General features: G+C 66.9%; 15 protein-coding genes. 6 read left to right on the plus strand and 9 right to left on the minus strand.

Annotated features, from left to right (window positions below; all coding sequences use genetic code 11):
- Positions 1 to 14 precede the first annotated feature (14 nt).
- Positions 15 to 1,118, plus strand: coding sequence for a histidinol-phosphate transaminase (hisC, locus tag AUL36_RS03740; protein ID WP_062218197.1), 1,104 nt, complete (start codon positions 15 to 17; stop codon positions 1,116 to 1,118).
- Positions 1,115 to 2,071, plus strand: coding sequence for a prephenate/arogenate dehydrogenase family protein (locus tag AUL36_RS03745; protein ID WP_062218200.1), 957 nt, complete (start codon positions 1,115 to 1,117; stop codon positions 2,069 to 2,071). Before hisC ends, AUL36_RS03745 begins: the two co-directional genes overlap by 4 nt.
- A gap of 45 nt (positions 2,072 to 2,116) precedes the next feature.
- On the opposite strand, the gene AUL36_RS03750 is transcribed toward AUL36_RS03745, so the two are convergent.
- Entirely contained in the window at positions 2,117 to 3,052 is a 936-nt protein-coding gene (locus AUL36_RS03750) for a Dps family protein (protein WP_062218203.1), read from the minus strand.
- Positions 3,053 to 3,160: 108 nt separating this feature from the next.
- Entirely contained in the window at positions 3,161 to 4,195 is a 1,035-nt protein-coding gene (locus tag AUL36_RS03755) for a DUF2125 domain-containing protein (RefSeq protein ID WP_156418248.1), read from the minus strand.
- 152 nt (positions 4,196 to 4,347) lie between these two features.
- Here AUL36_RS03755 and AUL36_RS03760 point away from each other — a divergent pair, with 152 nt between their 5' ends.
- A complete protein-coding gene (locus AUL36_RS03760; RefSeq protein WP_062218210.1) occupies positions 4,348 to 4,860 on the plus strand; it encodes a gamma-glutamylcyclotransferase in 513 nt (170 codons plus the stop codon).
- 9 nt (positions 4,861 to 4,869) lie between these two features.
- Here AUL36_RS03760 and AUL36_RS03765 read toward each other — a convergent pair whose 3' ends face one another.
- The 4 genes from AUL36_RS03765 to ftsE all read right to left on the minus strand — a co-directional run bounded on the left by AUL36_RS03765 (position 4,870) and on the right by ftsE (position 8,091).
- Complete coding sequence (locus AUL36_RS03765; RefSeq protein ID WP_062218213.1) at positions 4,870 to 5,646, minus strand: lysophospholipid acyltransferase family protein; 777 nt, start codon at positions 5,644 to 5,646, stop codon at positions 4,870 to 4,872.
- Between the two features lie 73 nt (positions 5,647 to 5,719).
- Positions 5,720 to 6,355 (minus strand): YdcF family protein, encoded by a 636-nt coding sequence (locus AUL36_RS03770; RefSeq protein WP_062218301.1) that lies wholly within the window; start codon positions 6,353 to 6,355, stop codon positions 5,720 to 5,722.
- Positions 6,356 to 6,470: 115 nt separating this feature from the next.
- Positions 6,471 to 7,439, minus strand: coding sequence for a cell division protein FtsX (locus AUL36_RS03775; protein WP_062218217.1), 969 nt, complete (start codon positions 7,437 to 7,439; stop codon positions 6,471 to 6,473).
- Positions 7,432 to 8,091 (minus strand): cell division ATP-binding protein FtsE, encoded by a 660-nt coding sequence (gene ftsE / locus AUL36_RS03780; RefSeq protein ID WP_058598612.1) that lies wholly within the window; start codon positions 8,089 to 8,091, stop codon positions 7,432 to 7,434. Before ftsE ends, AUL36_RS03775 begins: the two co-directional genes overlap by 8 nt.
- Positions 8,092 to 8,304: 213 nt before the next feature.
- Here ftsE and AUL36_RS03785 point away from each other — a divergent pair, with 213 nt between their 5' ends.
- Together AUL36_RS03785 and hpt are read left to right on the plus strand one after the other, a co-directional pair.
- On the plus strand, positions 8,305 to 8,676 hold the full coding sequence (locus tag AUL36_RS03785) for a hypothetical protein (RefSeq protein ID WP_062218220.1): 372 nt from the start codon (positions 8,305 to 8,307) through the stop codon (positions 8,674 to 8,676).
- A complete protein-coding gene (gene hpt / locus AUL36_RS03790; RefSeq protein WP_062218223.1) occupies positions 8,673 to 9,209 on the plus strand; it encodes a hypoxanthine phosphoribosyltransferase in 537 nt (178 codons plus the stop codon). Before AUL36_RS03785 ends, hpt begins: the two co-directional genes overlap by 4 nt.
- Here hpt and AUL36_RS03795 read toward each other — a convergent pair.
- Positions 9,146 to 10,360, minus strand: coding sequence for a GGDEF domain-containing protein (locus AUL36_RS03795; RefSeq protein WP_156418249.1), 1,215 nt, complete (start codon positions 10,358 to 10,360; stop codon positions 9,146 to 9,148). The two genes, hpt and AUL36_RS03795, sit on opposite strands and share 64 nt — an antisense overlap.
- 320 nt (positions 10,361 to 10,680) lie before the next feature.
- Between AUL36_RS03795 and AUL36_RS03800 the strand changes: the two genes are divergently transcribed.
- The gene (locus AUL36_RS03800; protein ID WP_058598608.1) at positions 10,681 to 11,088 is read left to right on the plus strand and encodes a response regulator; all 408 of its coding nucleotides are present in this window, start codon (positions 10,681 to 10,683) and stop codon (positions 11,086 to 11,088) included.
- Positions 11,089 to 11,145: 57 nt separating this feature from the next.
- On the opposite strand, the gene tam is transcribed toward AUL36_RS03800, so the two are convergent.
- Both tam and AUL36_RS03810 read right to left on the minus strand, forming a co-directional pair.
- On the minus strand, positions 11,146 to 11,934 hold the full coding sequence (gene tam / locus AUL36_RS03805; protein WP_062218229.1) for a trans-aconitate 2-methyltransferase: 789 nt from the start codon (positions 11,932 to 11,934) through the stop codon (positions 11,146 to 11,148).
- Between the two features lie 329 nt (positions 11,935 to 12,263).
- Positions 12,264 to 14,882 carry a TIGR02302 family protein gene (locus AUL36_RS03810; RefSeq protein ID WP_062218232.1) on the minus strand — a complete coding sequence of 873 codons (2,619 nt, stop codon included), beginning with the start codon at positions 14,880 to 14,882 and terminating at the stop codon, positions 12,264 to 12,266.
- Positions 14,883 to 14,943: the final 61 nt, after the last annotated feature.

Raw genomic sequence — 14,943 nt, forward strand, 5'->3', positions numbered from 1 at the left:
CAGGCTCGTTTCCCATGTCCGAACAGCGCGCGCGTCCCGTTCCCAAGCCCGGCGTTCTGGATATCCACGCCTATGTGCCGGGCAAGAGCCGCGCCCCCGAAGGCGTGAAGCTGCACAAGCTTTCCTCCAACGAGACGCCTTTCGGCGCCTCGCCCGCCGTGCAGGCGGCGCTCGCCGAAGTGGCGGCCCATCTGGAACTCTACCCAGACGGGCAGGCGAACGCGCTGCGCCAGGCGATCGGCGAGGTGCATGGGCTGAACCCCGCCAACATCCTCTGCGGCAACGGCTCGGACGAATTGCTGGGTCTTCTCGCGCAGGGCTTCTTGTCGCCGGGCGACGAGGCCATTCATACCGAGCACGGCTTCCTCGTCTACGACATCTATATCCGCGCGGCGGGCGCGGTGCCCGTCGTCGCCAAGGAGCGGGACGAGCGGGCGGAGGTGGACGCGATCCTCTCCTGCGTGAGCGAGCGCACCAAGATCGTCTTTCTCGCCAACCCGAACAACCCGACCGGCACCTATCTGCCGGCCGACGAAGTGCGCCGCCTTCATGCCGCTCTGCCGGGGCATGTGCTGCTGGTGCTCGACGCGGCCTATGCAGAATATGTCCGGCGCAACGACTATTCGTCCGGCCTCGAACTCGTGTCCGAGAACGAGAATGTCGTGATGACGCGCACCTTCTCGAAGATCCACGGCCTTGCCAGCCTGCGCATCGGCTGGATGTACGCGCCCGAAGCCATCGTGGACGCGCTGGACCGCATTCGCGGGCCCTTCAACCTCAACGCCATGGCCATCGCGGCGGGAGCCGCGGCCATTCGCGACCGCGCCCATGTCGACAAGACCGTCGCGCACAACAACGAATGGCTGGAGCGACTGACGGACGGTCTCTCCGCGCTCGGCCTGCGCGTGACGCCCTCGGTCGGCAATTTCGTGCTGGTCCATTTCCCGCAGGATTCCGGGCGCACGGCGGCCGAAGCCGATGCTTTCCTGACCGAGCGGGGCTTCATCCTGCGCCGCGTCACGGGCTACGGCTTCCCCCATGCGCTGCGCATGACGGTCGGCTCGGCTGAGGCCAACGAGGGCGTTCTCGCCGCGCTGAAGGAGTTCATGGGTCGATGACCACGCCGCTTTTCGACAAGGTCGCGCTGATTGGCATCGGCCTCATCGGCTCCTCCATCGCGCTCAATATCCGCGACCGGGGCTTGGCCAGCGAGGTCGCGATCGCCACGCGCCGGCCCGAAACGCTGAAGCGCGCCGAAGAGCTGAAGCTCGGCACGAGCTACCATCTCGACCCGGCCGAGGCCGTGGCCGGGGCCGACCTCGTGATCCTGTGCCTGCCGGTCGGCTCCTGCGGGGCGGCGGCAGCGGCCATCGGCCCGCATCTGAAGCCCGGCGCCATCATCTCGGATGTCGGCTCGGTCAAGGCCGCTGTCGTCTCGGCCATGCAGCCGCATCTGCCGGATCACGTCCATTTCGTGCCCGGTCATCCGATCGCCGGCACCGAACAGTCCGGCCCCGACGCGGGCTTTCTGGAACTGTTCGAAAACCGCTGGACCATCCTGACGCCGATCGAAGGCACCGACCCCGCCGCCACCGAGCGCCTCGTGCGCTTCTGGAAGGCGACGGGCGCGATGGTCGAGACCATGACGGCCGAGCACCATGACCTCGTGCTCGCCATCGTCAGCCATGTGCCCCATCTCATCGCCTACAATATCGTCGGCACCGCCGCCGATCTGGAAACGGTGACGCAATCCGAGGTCATCAAGTTCTCGGCTTCGGGCTTTCGAGACTTCACGCGCATCGCCGCCTCCGACCCGACCATGTGGCGCGACATCTTCCTGAACAATCGCGAGGCGGTTCTGGAAATGCTGGCGCGCTTTTCGGAAGACCTGGCCTCGCTCCAGCGGGCCATCCGCTGGGCGGACGGGGACACGCTGTTCGACCTCTTCACGCGCACCCGCGCCATCCGCCGCTCCATCGTGGAAGCGGGCCAAGACACGCAGGAGGCCAATTTCGGCCGTCTCAAGCCGCGCAAGGACCCGTGGAACGAAGGCTCCGCGCCGGGCGAATGAATGGAGGGCCGAGGCGGCGAAGCCTCGGCCCTGTCTCGGGTCGGTTCAGGGGCGCGGTGCCGGCGGCGTATTCGGCTTCGGCATTCCCGGCTTTGGCATTCCGGGCTGCGGCGGCGCGGCCTTGGGTCCGGCATCGGAGCGAGTGTCGCCCGTGTTCGCGCCATTCAGTTGGACCGGCTCACGGTTGGCGGGAAGATCGATCGACCGACCCGTGTTCAGCGGTTGCGCGTTGTTGGCGTCGGTCGGCGTCGTCTGCACATAGGCGCGCATCATCCACTGATACTTGGCGAGTTGCCCTTCCACCTCCTGCAGGATGTTGGAGGTCTCCGGGTCGTTTTCCTCAGACGCGCGGATCGCGCCGCGCACCTCTTCGCCCACCTGCTTGTAGGCCAGGGTGAACCAGCGCACGACCTCGCCGTCGTCGATGAAGCCGCCCGGAAACTCCGGCAGCGAAGAGGTCTGGACGATGGTCGTCGCGCGGCCGTCCGACGAGACGCCGATGGCGAGCAGGCGCTCGGCCACGAGATCGGCCATCTTGCCCCAGGCGGTGTGCTGCTCGTCGAGTTGCTCATGCAGGGGATAGAAGAACGGGCCGGACACGTTCCAGTGCGCCTGCTTGGTCTGGAGTTGCAGGGCCTGCAGTTCCGTCAGCGTGTTCTGAAGCGCGCGCACCGAGGCTTTCAGGCCCTCCTCGCCGCCATTGGGCGATATGTAGGGCGCCGAACTCACCTGATTGTTGGGATAGGGCGATGAGTCCTGCGGCACGGCTGGCGGCGTGGCGGGAGAGCTTGATCCCTCCGCGCCGATCTCCCGCAGCTTGGGCGCGAGGGCTTGGCCCTCGGTCCCGGCAACGGACGCCGCCAGCTCCTGGCCCGAGGGCGCGGCTTGGCTGGATGGTGCGGGCGCTGGCTGCGCCAACACCGGGAAAGTGAGGAGAACAGCGGCAAGAGACAGGGCCGAAGACGAGAGCAAACGGTTCAAGAGACATCTCCGAAAGGATGGGATGTCCGTCCAACAGGCCGAGTCGAGCGAAGGTTTCAGCTATACGAAAGCGTATAGAACGAACCATCGAACCGGCGACCGTCCGCCTCAGATGCGCGGCAGGCGGCCGAGCGGGATGAAGCCGAGGCGCGCTTCGCCATTGCGCACCTGAACGTCCACCACGGTCTTTCCGTCCTCCTGCCGGCCGGCAAAGCCGACCGCGCCGGCGATCGTCGTGGCGAGCCCGCCCGTGCCGGGCACGAGGACGCCGATCAGACCGGCGATGGCCTGCGGATTTTCCAGCGCGAGGCGAAAATCGCCCGAGAGTTCGCCCGTCGGCGACACGCTGAACGGGCCGGACAATTGCGCCCCGCCGCCGCCCGGCAGCGCAAGTTCGAGAAGGCGGATCGTACCGGCCTGCCCACGCAAGGCTTCCGAGACATTGGCGGCCGGAACGCCCGACCGCAGCCAGCCGGCCGCGCCGTCCACCGAGAGATCGGCGGAGAGATCGAAGGGGGGAAGCGGCGGGATGCCGGGGATCGTGGCGGCGATCGCCTTGTCGGTGAAGGCGAGGTCCAGCGCCGCGCCGTTCTGCCGCGCATGGGCTTCGAGATGCTGCGAACTGGCAATCGGCGCGCCGGCTTCCTGCCCGTTGCGGGCCGAGAGAACCGGCGCTTCCATCACCAGCGAAAAGCGCTCCAACCCTTCCGTCCAGAGCGTGCTGGAGGCTTGGGCCAGCGTCCAGTTCAGATGGAGCGGGGGCAGATCGGGCGTGTCCACCAGCGCGGGGCCGTCGAGTTCGGCGACGATATGGCTGGGGTCGTAGACCTGGGCGGCCGTGCGCAGCGCGCCGGTGGCGAGCCGCACGCCGTTCTGCGGCGCATCCACCGAGATCCTGTCGCAGGAGAGACCCAGCCGGAAGGGGAAGCCGAAGACCTGCCGGTTTTCGCACAGCACCACCGCGCCTTGGCCGGCCGCCGCATCCAGCGCCGAGGCGATGCGCCGGTCGAGCTCGCCCGCCAGCCAGTACCACCCGCCCGCGCCAATCGCGGCCAGAAGGATGACCAGCGCCAGAAGCCAGCCGAAGACGCGGCTGGCAGCCGAGCGTCGTGGAGCCTGCGCCGGTATGCTTGACCTTGCCATCGTCTCGTCCTTTTTCTCGCCAGAGGCGTCGTGGCCGGATTCGAGCCCGGCCGGCGCGCGTGGTTTCACAACCCGATTCGGCTCGGGGATGAGGCTGCATCAGTCAAACCGGGCAGGCTTGTGGCGTGCCCGCCAAGGGAATGGCAAGCGCTATGGGCGATTTGTGGGTGTTTGGCTATGGCTCGCTGATGTGGCGGCCGGGCTTTGCCTTCGAGGAGCGGGTGAAGGCCCGGCTCGGCGGCTTCCATCGCTCGCTCTGCATCTACTCCCATGTGCATCGTGGCACGCCGGAGCGGCCGGGCCTCGTCTTCGGGCTCGACCGGGGCGGCTCCTGCATCGGCATGGGATTTCGCGTCGCCGAGGCCCAGCGCGAGGAGGTGATCGCCTATCTGCGCGAGCGCGAACTGCCGACCAGCGTCTATAAGGAAACGACCCTGCCGATCCGCCTCGAGGACGGACGCCCCGTGCGCGCCCTCGCCTACATCGTGGATCGCGGCCATACGCAATATGCCGGGCGGCTGGACGTGGACACTGCGGCCCGGCTGGTGGCGGGCGGGCACGGCCAATCCGGCCCCAATGTCGATTATGTCCGCTCGGCCCATGAGGAAATCCGCCGGCTCGGCCTCACCGACCGCTGGCTCGGAGAGGTGGTCGCGCGGCTTTGACGGACCAGCTCAGACCGTCTGCGCCAGATGCGCGGCCAGAAGCGGGCTCACCGGCAAGGCCGGCTGTTCGGCGATGGCCCTTCGCATCAAGGTGTCGGACGAGGCTTCGATGCGCCCGCCGAGCGTCTTCAGCAACGCGTCTCGCTTCAGGCCCGGGCCGATCGGCTCCAGAAACTCCGCGCGGATCGTGCCGGGCTGACGGCGCACCGCCTGCCTTGGCCAGAACAGACCGGAATTGAGGCCGACCGGCACGATACTGAGGCCCAGCGCATCGTAGAGGAAGTGAATGCCGGGGCGATAGTTCGGCGCGGTGCCCGGCGCGGCGCGTGTGCCTTCGGGAAAGATGATGATCTGCCGCCCGTCCGCGATGGCTTTGCGCGCCTCGGCCAGAAGGCTCGGCAGCACCGCGCCGCGCCGCTTGCGATCCACGGGGATCATGCCCATGCGCTTGGCGTACCAGCCGAAGACCGGAATCTTCATCAGTTCCTTCTTGAGAATGAAGGTCGGCTTCTCGAACTGAGGCACGAGCGCGATCACCTCCCAGAAGGACTGATGCTTGGACGCCACGATCACCGGGCCGGCGGGAACATGCTCCTGCCCCGTGATCACCGAGCGCGTGCCGGCCGTGAGGCGCAGAAGCCAGAGACTGGAGCGCGCCCAGAACTTCACCAGCCGCCAGCAGACCCGCTCGGGCACGATGAAGAAGATCGGCAGATACAGGAGAATCTGCCCCGCCAGATTGGCGTAGAACAGGATCTGAAACAGGATGGATCGAATAAGCGTCATGAACGGGATCGCAAAAGGCCGGCCGGGCTGCGCGCGAGGGCTCGCGCGCCGCTGTCATACGAGGCTTTGAGGATTATTTGAAGGACGCCTGAGAGCCGACATGCCCGGCCACGCGCCGCTCGCCATCGGCCGTCACCACATGGTGCCAGGCGACGCGCGCCTTCACCGCCAGAACCTTGGCATATTCGGTCGCGAGAAGCCGGAGACCCAGCCGCGTCGGCCAGCCATCGGCTCGCCAGAGCTTGTCGGGCGAGACGGGATAGGGAACCACTTCGGGAGCGTCCGGGACATCGGCCATTTCCAGGAGCGAACGCGGAATATGGTAGTCGCTGGTCACGAGCAGCAGGCGGCGAAAACCGTGCAGATGGGCCCAGCGGGTCGCCATTTCGGCATTGCCGATCGTGTTCAGCGCCTCATAGTCGAGATCGACGCAGCATTCGAACAAGGCGCTGTCGGTGCCCGTGGTGCGCGCCAGAGCCTTGGCGCTGGTGCCGCGATTGACGCCGCTGACGAGAAGCCGCTGCCCCTCCCCGCTGCGCAGAAGCTCGATGCCCTGTTGCAGCCGCTGCTCGCCGCCCGTCAGCACCACGATCCCATCCGCCTGCGCGGCTTCGGGGGGCGTCGTCAGAAGCGCCACATCCCGCGCGAAGCGCACGAAACCGCCGGCGAGATAGGAAGCGGCGGCAAAGCCCAGAAGGAACACAGCCACGAAGAGACGCCGCCCGGTATGCCGCGTCCGACGCCGGCTTCCCGTGCTCCCGATCTCGCGCCTCAAACCCTCCGTGCCCGTCATGCCCATATAACGCCGGCTCTCGATTGTTCGTTCACGCTTCCACCGGCGAGAGCATGTCGATGGCGGCCAATTGCCGGATCACGGTCACGCGAGACGTGATCGCCGTCAACACCCCGATCAGCACGATCAGCAGGAGAACGCCGCCATAGCCGGTCCAGCCGATGGAAAAGGAGCCGAACAGAGCGCTGATCTGGTCGGCCTCGGGCGTTGCCTGATTGGCCGCCGTCCATCGCCCGAAGAGGTAGAAGGCGCAGAGCGCAACCGCGCCGCCGGCCAAAGCGCCGATCAGTCCGAGCTTCAGGAAATGGCGCTGGAACTCGGCCGCGATGAAGGAGCCCCGCGCGCCGACGAAATGCAGCACCTCGATAATGTGCCGGTTGCCCGTCATGGCGCCGCGCGTGGCGAAGACGACGGTCAGCACCGTCGCCACCAGCACCAGCGCCAGAATGGCGATGCCGGTCCAGACGGTGGCATGGGCCATGGACACGAGGCGTGACACCCAGGCGCGGTGATCGTCGAGGCTGGCCTGGGGCACGGCGTCGCGGATCGCCTTGCCAAGCGCCGCGAAATCGGGCGGATCGTCCTCGTTGATGGCGATGATGACGAGACGGGGCACGGGCAGATCGTCGAGCTTCAGCCCCTCGCCGAGCCAGGGCTCCAGAAGCCGGCTGGTGGCCGCGTCGTCCATCGCCTCGGCCGACAGGACGCCATGGGTCGAGAGCGCCACCATCTGCACGCGGCTGAGCGCGGCGCCCATGTCCAGCCCCTCGTCGGGTCGGATCTGCACCGTGACCTCGCGCGCGATCTGAGATTGCCATTGCGCGGCCGTGTCGGACACCAGCGTCACCGCCCCGACCGTGAGGCTGGCCAGAAAGGTCATGATGGCGATGACGGTCAGAAGCGCGCGGCCCGCGACATTGCCGGGCGGCACGATGGGCGCGGCGCGTGCGCCGGCCGAGCGCGCGAGGGCCGGCAAGCAGGAGAGAACGCGATCAATCATAGATGTCGAGCCGCCCGTCCCCCAGCACCAGCCGCCGGGCTTCCACCTGCTCCATCAGCGCCAGATCGTGCGTGGCGATGACGACGGCGGTGCCGGTCCGGTTGAGTTCCATGAAGAGCCGTAAAAGACGGCGCGCCAAAGGCGGATCGACATTGCCGGTCGGCTCGTCGGCCAGAAGAATATCGGGCTGGTCGATCAGGGCGCGCGCGATCGCCGCGCGCTGCTTCTCGCCGCCCGAGAGAACGAGCGGGGGCGCGTCGAGCCGGTCGCCCAAGCCCACCCAGCGGATCAGATCGATCACGTCCTGCCGGTAGCTCGCCTCGTCCTTGCCGCGCACGCGCAGCGGCAGCGCGACATTCTCGTAGGTCGTCATATGGTCGAGCAGGCGGAAGTCCTGAAACACGACGCCGATGCGCCGGCGGATGGCCGGAAGATCGGTGCGCTTCAATGTCGCGGCGTCGCGGCCGAGCACGGTGATCGTGCCGCGCGTCGGCCGCAGAGCCAGAAAAAGCATCCGCAGAAGGCTGGTTTTGCCCGCGCCCGAAGGCCCGGTCAGAAACTGGAACGAGCGCGCGCGGATCTCGAAGGTGAGATCGCGCAGCACCTCCGGCCCCATATCGTAACGCAGCCCCACATTCTCGAACCGGATCAAGCCGTTCCGCCCTTTCGCATTCCCGCCCGCCCCGGCAGGGTCGCGGCCTTGTCTCACGCCCTGTCGGTTTGGCGCAACTTTCCGGCGCCATTCGGGCCGGCGAGGTCAGCCTCGGCGCAAGGTCTTTATGTCTTATTAACCATGCGAGCTTACCGATCGCTGACCAATCGGCGCCTTCGCCGGCCTTTATCGTACCAGCTTCAGGAGCGGCCCTTGCGCTCTCGTCACGCCTCCTCCGCCGCGCGCGCCTACGACCAGACGCCTTGGCGCGAAAGCCGAAGCATCGTCATCGATCTCCAGGCCAGACGCATTTCTCCGGCCGCCCCGCCCGCCGAACCTGAACCGGCTCCAGCCGAGCCCTATCGCTGGGACGATTTCGAAACGGCCAACAGCAACGCCGCGCCCCCGCCCCGCTCGCGCGATCTCGGCTCGCGCCGCAGCGTCGCGAAGGACATGAGCGTCGAGACACGGCTGATGATCTGTCTTTTCGCCTTCCTCTTCCTCTTTGCCGCGCCCGCGCCTATGTCGCCGCAGGCAAAGCCGCCGGTGAAACAGTCCGTGCTGGCAGGAAGGGTACATCCATGATCCGCGTGCGCGGCAAGACGATCGAAACGCTCTTCTCCGAAGAGGACATCGCCCGCGAGATCGAGCGCATGGCCGCCGAGATCGCGGCTCACAAGCCGGACAATCTGCTCGTCGTGGCGGTGCTCAAGGGCTCGTTCATCTTCGCGGCCGATCTCATCCGCGCGCTGCACCGCCATCATGTGGCACCAGAGATGGAGTTCATCCAGCTCTCCTCCTACGGAACGGGGACGGTCGGCGGGGACGTACGCATCGTGCGCGATCTCGACGGACAGATCGCCGGCCGCAAGGTGCTGATCGTGGACGATATTCTGGAATCGGGCCGCACGCTGAAATTCGCGCGCGACCTCATGCTCTCGCGCGGGGCGACCGGCGCGGAAATCGCCGTGCTTCTCGACAAGCGTATGCGCCGCGTGATCGAGCTTGAAGCCGATTATGTCGGATTCGACTGCCCCGATCACTTCGTCGTCGGCTACGGGATGGACGTCGCCCACACGTTCCGCGAACTGCCCTTCGTCGGCCGCGTCGTGAGCTGAGAGTTCAATAGGACGACCTGATTGCGCCCCCGCGCCTTGGCTTCATAGAGGGCGAGGTCGCAGCGGCGCACGAGCGACTGAAGCGTGTCTCCAACCGGCAGCGCTTCCGCGACGCCGATGCTCGCGGTGCAGGTGAGGCCCGGCACGCCGAAAAACCGGGTGCCCATCACGGCCAGCCGAACCGCTTCGGCGATCTGAGTCGCGCCGGCGGCATCGCAGGGCACGAAGGCCGCGAACTCCTCCCCGCCAATGCGTCCGGGCCGGGTCGAGAAGCCGTGCGCCGTCAGAGTGGCCGCGACCACGGCGCTGACCTTGCACAAGACCTCGTCGCCGGCCTGATGGCCGTAGGTGTCGTTGACCGACTTGAAATAATCGAGATCGAAGCACAGAAGCGAGAGCGGAGACCGCCCCAGCTCGCAGGCCGCCAGGCCCTCACCCAGCGCCTCGAAAAACGCGCGGCGATTGAGAAGCCCAGTCAACGGATCGCTTTGCGCTTGGCGCAGCAAGGCGCGGTCCGCCTCTTCCTTCAGGAAAAGCAGGAAGCCCACCCCTCCGCCCACGCAATAGATATAGGCGGCCACAAGTCCGCTCGTTTGAGGAACGGACGGATCGTTCAGAGACACGCCGTCGAAAAAGCCGGAATAGGATCGGACGGCCGACGCCACGCAGTTCAGCAGGAAAACCCCGAACATCATCCAGACCAGCCGCGTGCGGTGCGCAGGTAGAACAATCGCAAGGCTCGTGTAGAGGCACATCAGGCTGACGAACCCGCTGGCGATCCCGATCAGATAGGGCTGGCTCCAAGTCCCGAGATGGACGAAGCCGATGCCGATAAGGGCGATACAGACGGGTATCACGCTTTGGAGCCGGCCGAGCCCCCGCAAGCGCGCGATCGTGGCGCCTTCCAAGCTATAACCCAGGAACACCATACTCGTCGGCAGGATCAGCGACAGGGCTGGAGGCAGAAGACCAACCAGCCCCAGGAGCAGGCAGGCGGAACCGTGCAGAAGGCGACCCAGAACAAAGCCACGAATGGCCTCCGCATAGTGAGCGTCGGCGCGATAGGCCGTCAGCAGGAGGCATACCACCATGTCCACCAGGAACATGAGCTTGAAGAGAGTGGGGACGTCCAAGACGAGAGCTGGACTCACGGAGGCACCTAAGCTTGGTCGAGACGCGGTTCGAGCCTCATGCTCTCGCTGATTTCCGTTAGGATATGCTGAAAGCGCCAGACAATATCAGGTATTTCGGATTCACATCTTTCAGATACATAAGCTTTCTACTGTCGCATGATCTTCCGCCATCCGTATCATCTCGCCGGATGTCGATCTCACGCCGATTGAAGTTTTTACCCTTCTCTAACCACGCTTCGTAAGGCTTCGCACAAGGATGATGCCGGATAATCCGATCTAGGGGCCGGTCTTGCCCAAAGCCGGGCGGCCCCGGCCGATGTGTGGGAGTTTGACGGATCATGGCAAGAATCCTCATCGCGGAAGACGAAGCAGGCGTCCGACTCCTCGTGGCCCGTGCTCTGCGCATGGAAGGACATGAGATCGTCATGGCCGAGGATGGCGAAATGGCCATCGATATCCTCGCCGAGGAAAACGGGCGTTTCGATCTCATCCTGTCGGACATCCGCATGCCGGGCATGACCGGCATCGAGCTAGCCTATGCCGCGCGCTCGGCCTTCCCCGACCTGCCGATCCTGCTGATGACCGGCTATGCCGAGCAGCGCGAAGCGGCCGAGGATCTCTGCCAGATCATTCTCGGCGTCGTGGACAAGCCGTTCACGCTGGCCGAAATCCGGATGCGCGTGGCGGTCGCCCTGCGCGATCCCAGCGCCGACGAAGACATGTTTCTGATGCGCCGCTACGGCTGAGCGGCGTCAGGGTCAGGCAAATGCGAAAGGGCCGCGAGGCCCTTTTTTATGCGTGGATCACCGACGCCGCGCCACGAAGAACAGGCGGGGAAAGGCCAGAAGCCGCTGTCCGTCGGCCCTCGCCTCGTAGCGCCGCTCCATCTCTTCGGTATAGCGCTGGAGAAACCGTGCTCTCGCGTCTTCATCGAGCGGATCGATAAAGGGCTTCAGCCCCGTCGAGCGAAACCAGTCGGTGATGGCGGCGGCGCTCTCCATCGGATGCTCGTAGATCGTGGTCCAGACATCGACCTCACTCGCCTGCGGGATCAACCAGTCGTAATAGCTGCCGCGCGCGGCGACATCCTCCCGCGCCTCCGACACGCTCGAAAGGAGCCCGGCAAAGTCCGGCTCGGCCGCGATGTCGCGCATGGCGATCTGTGCGGGCTCGGCGAGATTGTCCGGGATTTGCGCGGCGAGAAGCCCGCCCGGCGCGACATGGGCAAAGAGTCTGGGGATCAGCCTGTCATGCCCCAGCACCCATTGCAGCGAGGCATTGGCATAGAGAAGATCGAAGGGCGCGGCCGGCTCGAAGGCGCCGATATCGGCCCGCTTGAAGCGACAGGTCGGCAAGCGCCGGCGCGCCGTGTCCAGCATGGCCTCCGACGTATCGAAGCCGGTGATCTCGGCGTCGGGAAAGCGTTGGAACAGGAGTTCGGTCGAGTTGCCGGGGCCGCAGCCCAGATCGGCGATGCGAAGGCCCCGCCCGCCCTCGGGCGCATCCAGCCGGCAGCGGGCCAGTAGGTCGCGCGCGGGCCGCGTGCGCTCGTCCTCGAAACGGCTGTAAAGTGAAGGATTCCATTCCGCCATGACGGGCCTCCTTGCCTGACGCAGCGTCTCATAGACCCGCGCGAGGCTGGTGGCGAGAGGCGGTCGGCCCGCCATGAAGGTGTAGAGAGCTGGAGCGAAACCGCCGCGCCAGAGGATGGTCGACGGATTTTCGTTCGATGACGAGGGGCGAAGCGCAACCGATGCTGGCGGCAGAATCCAGCATTCGCGACGAGGCGAGCGGCGAGACGCTCCGGCCAAGCGACCTCGCGAGATTTCGGCTCCGGCTCGAAGACGCAGGAAACGCATGGGCCGACTCATTCGGCCCGGTGTATGTCTCGGCAGAGCGGCACCCGCCAGCGCAACGCCCCTCAAGGCGTGCGCAGGAGCCGTTCCAGATAATCCTTCTCTTCCTGCGGCGAGAGCTGGCGGCCCAGACGGTCGCGAATCTGGTCAAGTATCTGGCGCGCGCGCTGGATGTCGATCTCGTCGGGCACGCCGACATCGCTGCCGAAATCCGGCCCCTGCGTCTGGCGCTCGCGTCCGAGCGGGTCGAGCCCGGAGCGCTGGCGGCCTGGTCCCGTGCCCTGGCCCAACTGCCCCTGCCCCGGCTGCTGACCTTGGCCCGGCTGCTGACCCTGACCTTGGCCCTGTCCCATGGCCTGCTGCATCTGGCGCATGGCGTCCTGAGCGCCGCGCCGCAGCGCGGCCATGGCATCGCCTTGCTGGCCGACCGCTTCCTCGCCATTGCCTTGGCCGATCGCGCCTTCGGCCTTGCCCATGGATTGCCCGGCCTTCCCGAAATCCTCGCTCGGCTGCATCCCCTGGCCCTTCATCGCGTCCTGAAGCGCCTGAAGGTCCTTCTGCAACTGGCCCTGCTCGCGCTGAAGGCGCTCGCGCATGGCTTGAAGCTGCTCCTGCGTCGGCGCTTGGCCGCCGTCACCACTGGGGCGCTGCCCCTGCTGCCCCTGTTGTCCTTCCTGGCCCGGCTGGTTCTCGCCCATGCCGCGCTCGGCCTCCATCTGGCGGCGCATCTCCTGACGGCCCATTTCGAAGGTCTGGTCCATCAGGCGCTGCTGGCGCTGGAGCATCTCGCCGAGCTGGTTCATCTGCTGCTGCATCGGGTTCTGCGCCTGCTGGCCCTGCTGGCCGGGGCGCATGGCCTGCAAGCTCTGCATCATCTGGTTCAGCTCGGAAAGAAGCTGCTGCGCCGCATCGCGCGAGCCGGAGCGCGCCAGATTTTCGATCCGGTCCAGCATCCGGTCGAGGTCTTGGGGGCGGATTTCCTGCATCTCTCCCATCTGGCTCTGGTTCTGCGGCGGCATGTTGCGCATCGCCTCGGCCATGGCCTGGAGATATTGCTGCATGGCCTGACGCAGTTCCTGCGTGAGCTTGGCGATCTCCTCCTCGCTCGCATTGTTGCGCAGCGCCTCGGCGAGATTCTCCTGCGCGTCGCGCAGCTGGCGCTCGGCGACGGACAGACCGCCTTCCTCGATTCCCAGCGCGATGGACCAGAGGAAATCCACGACCGACAGGAGCGCCTGATCGTCCCTAGCCTGAGCCAGACGCTCGCGCGCGGCGCGCAGCGCCAGATAATCCGTCGCCTTGGGAATGAATTCGTCGCCGCGCAGCGTCACCGCGTCGAGCATATCGACCACGCGCCGGGCAGCGTTGGCGTCGAGCGCCAGAATGCGGCGCTGCTCGATCACCGCGCGCGCCAGCGGATCATTGAAGCGGCGCTCGGGAATCGTCACCTCGACGGGCTGCGACTCGCCGATCTGCCCCGCATCGTCGCGCACCTGAAGCGTCATCGCCATTTTGGCCCCGGCATAGGGGCTTTCGGAGAGATCGATCGCCGTGCGCCCCTTGGCCTCACCCTTGGTGCGGCGGGGCATGGCGAGCGTGATGTCGGGCACCGGCACGAGCGGTCGCGCGCCGGGAGCGACGGGCTCGCGCACCTGCAGAAGCGCCTTGCCGGCGCTCGCACCGTAATCGTCTGACACGATGAAGGCGATGTCGAGATTGTTGCCGCGCCCGCGCTTGGGCTCGCCGTCGAAGCGCACCGTCGGCGGGTTGTCCGGCAACACCGCGAAGCGCCAGTCCCGCAGCGTGCGCAAGGTCGTCTCGACGCGCACCGAACCATTGGCATCCAGCGGCAGCTCGTATTGCGCGGCGCCCGAAGTCGTGGCCGCCCCGGTTTGGCCGGCCGCCGCCTCGGGCGTGACCGGGGCCAGCGCCACGGCCTCGCCGCCCTCCGGCGTGAAGACGACCTTCGTGCCCTCCCCGTCCGACAGGCGCAGCGACAGGATCGTGCCTTCCGGCACATCGACCGCGCTGCCCGCGCTGTCGCCCGACAGAAAGATCGGGGCGCGCCCGGTATAGCCGGGCGGCGTTGCCCAGGCATCGACACGGGCCGCGGCCAGAAGAGGCACCTCGCCGCCTTCCAAAACGTCGCTCACCCGCCCGCCGCCGGGGCCGAAGGAATAGGCAAAGGCGGTGACGAGAAGAGCCGCCAGCAGCGCGCGCAGGCCCAGCGGGTCGAGGAGATAGGTCCGCGTGCGCGGGTGCCCCCCGCGCAGTTGCGACAGGCGTGCGGCCATGCGGCGCTGGTGCTCGCGCCAGAGAGCCAGTGCGAACGGATCGTCGCCGGCCGCGCGGTCGGCCTGCACCTGCAAGGGCTGGTGGAGAAGCTGGCTCTCGGCCTCGATGCGCCGTATCACCTCGGCCTGGCTCGGCCAGCGCAGCGTGCGCGCGCGCCAGAAAATGGTGCCCAGTCCTGCGACAAAGGCGACGAGCAGCGCGATCCGCAGCCAGAAGGGTGCGGCGGCAAACAGGCCGAACCAGGAGAGCGTCAGATAGCCCGCGACCAGCGCGGCGAGCCCCATCAGTACCGGCCATGCGCGCTCCAGAAGCAGCGAGGCGACGGCGCTGGCGCGCGCTCGGAACGGGCCACGGGCGGCGGTCGGGGAAGGAGAAACAGGCTCAACCATCGCGCCGCTTTCAGGCAAAGGGGGCCGCCGGCACAGGGCCGATGGCTTGAAGAAGGCAAGG

Origin of the sequence: Aureimonas sp. D3, assembly GCF_001463805.1 — a bacterium.
In the GTDB taxonomy this organism is placed as follows: Bacteria; Pseudomonadota; Alphaproteobacteria; order Rhizobiales; family Rhizobiaceae; genus Aureimonas; species Aureimonas ureilytica_A.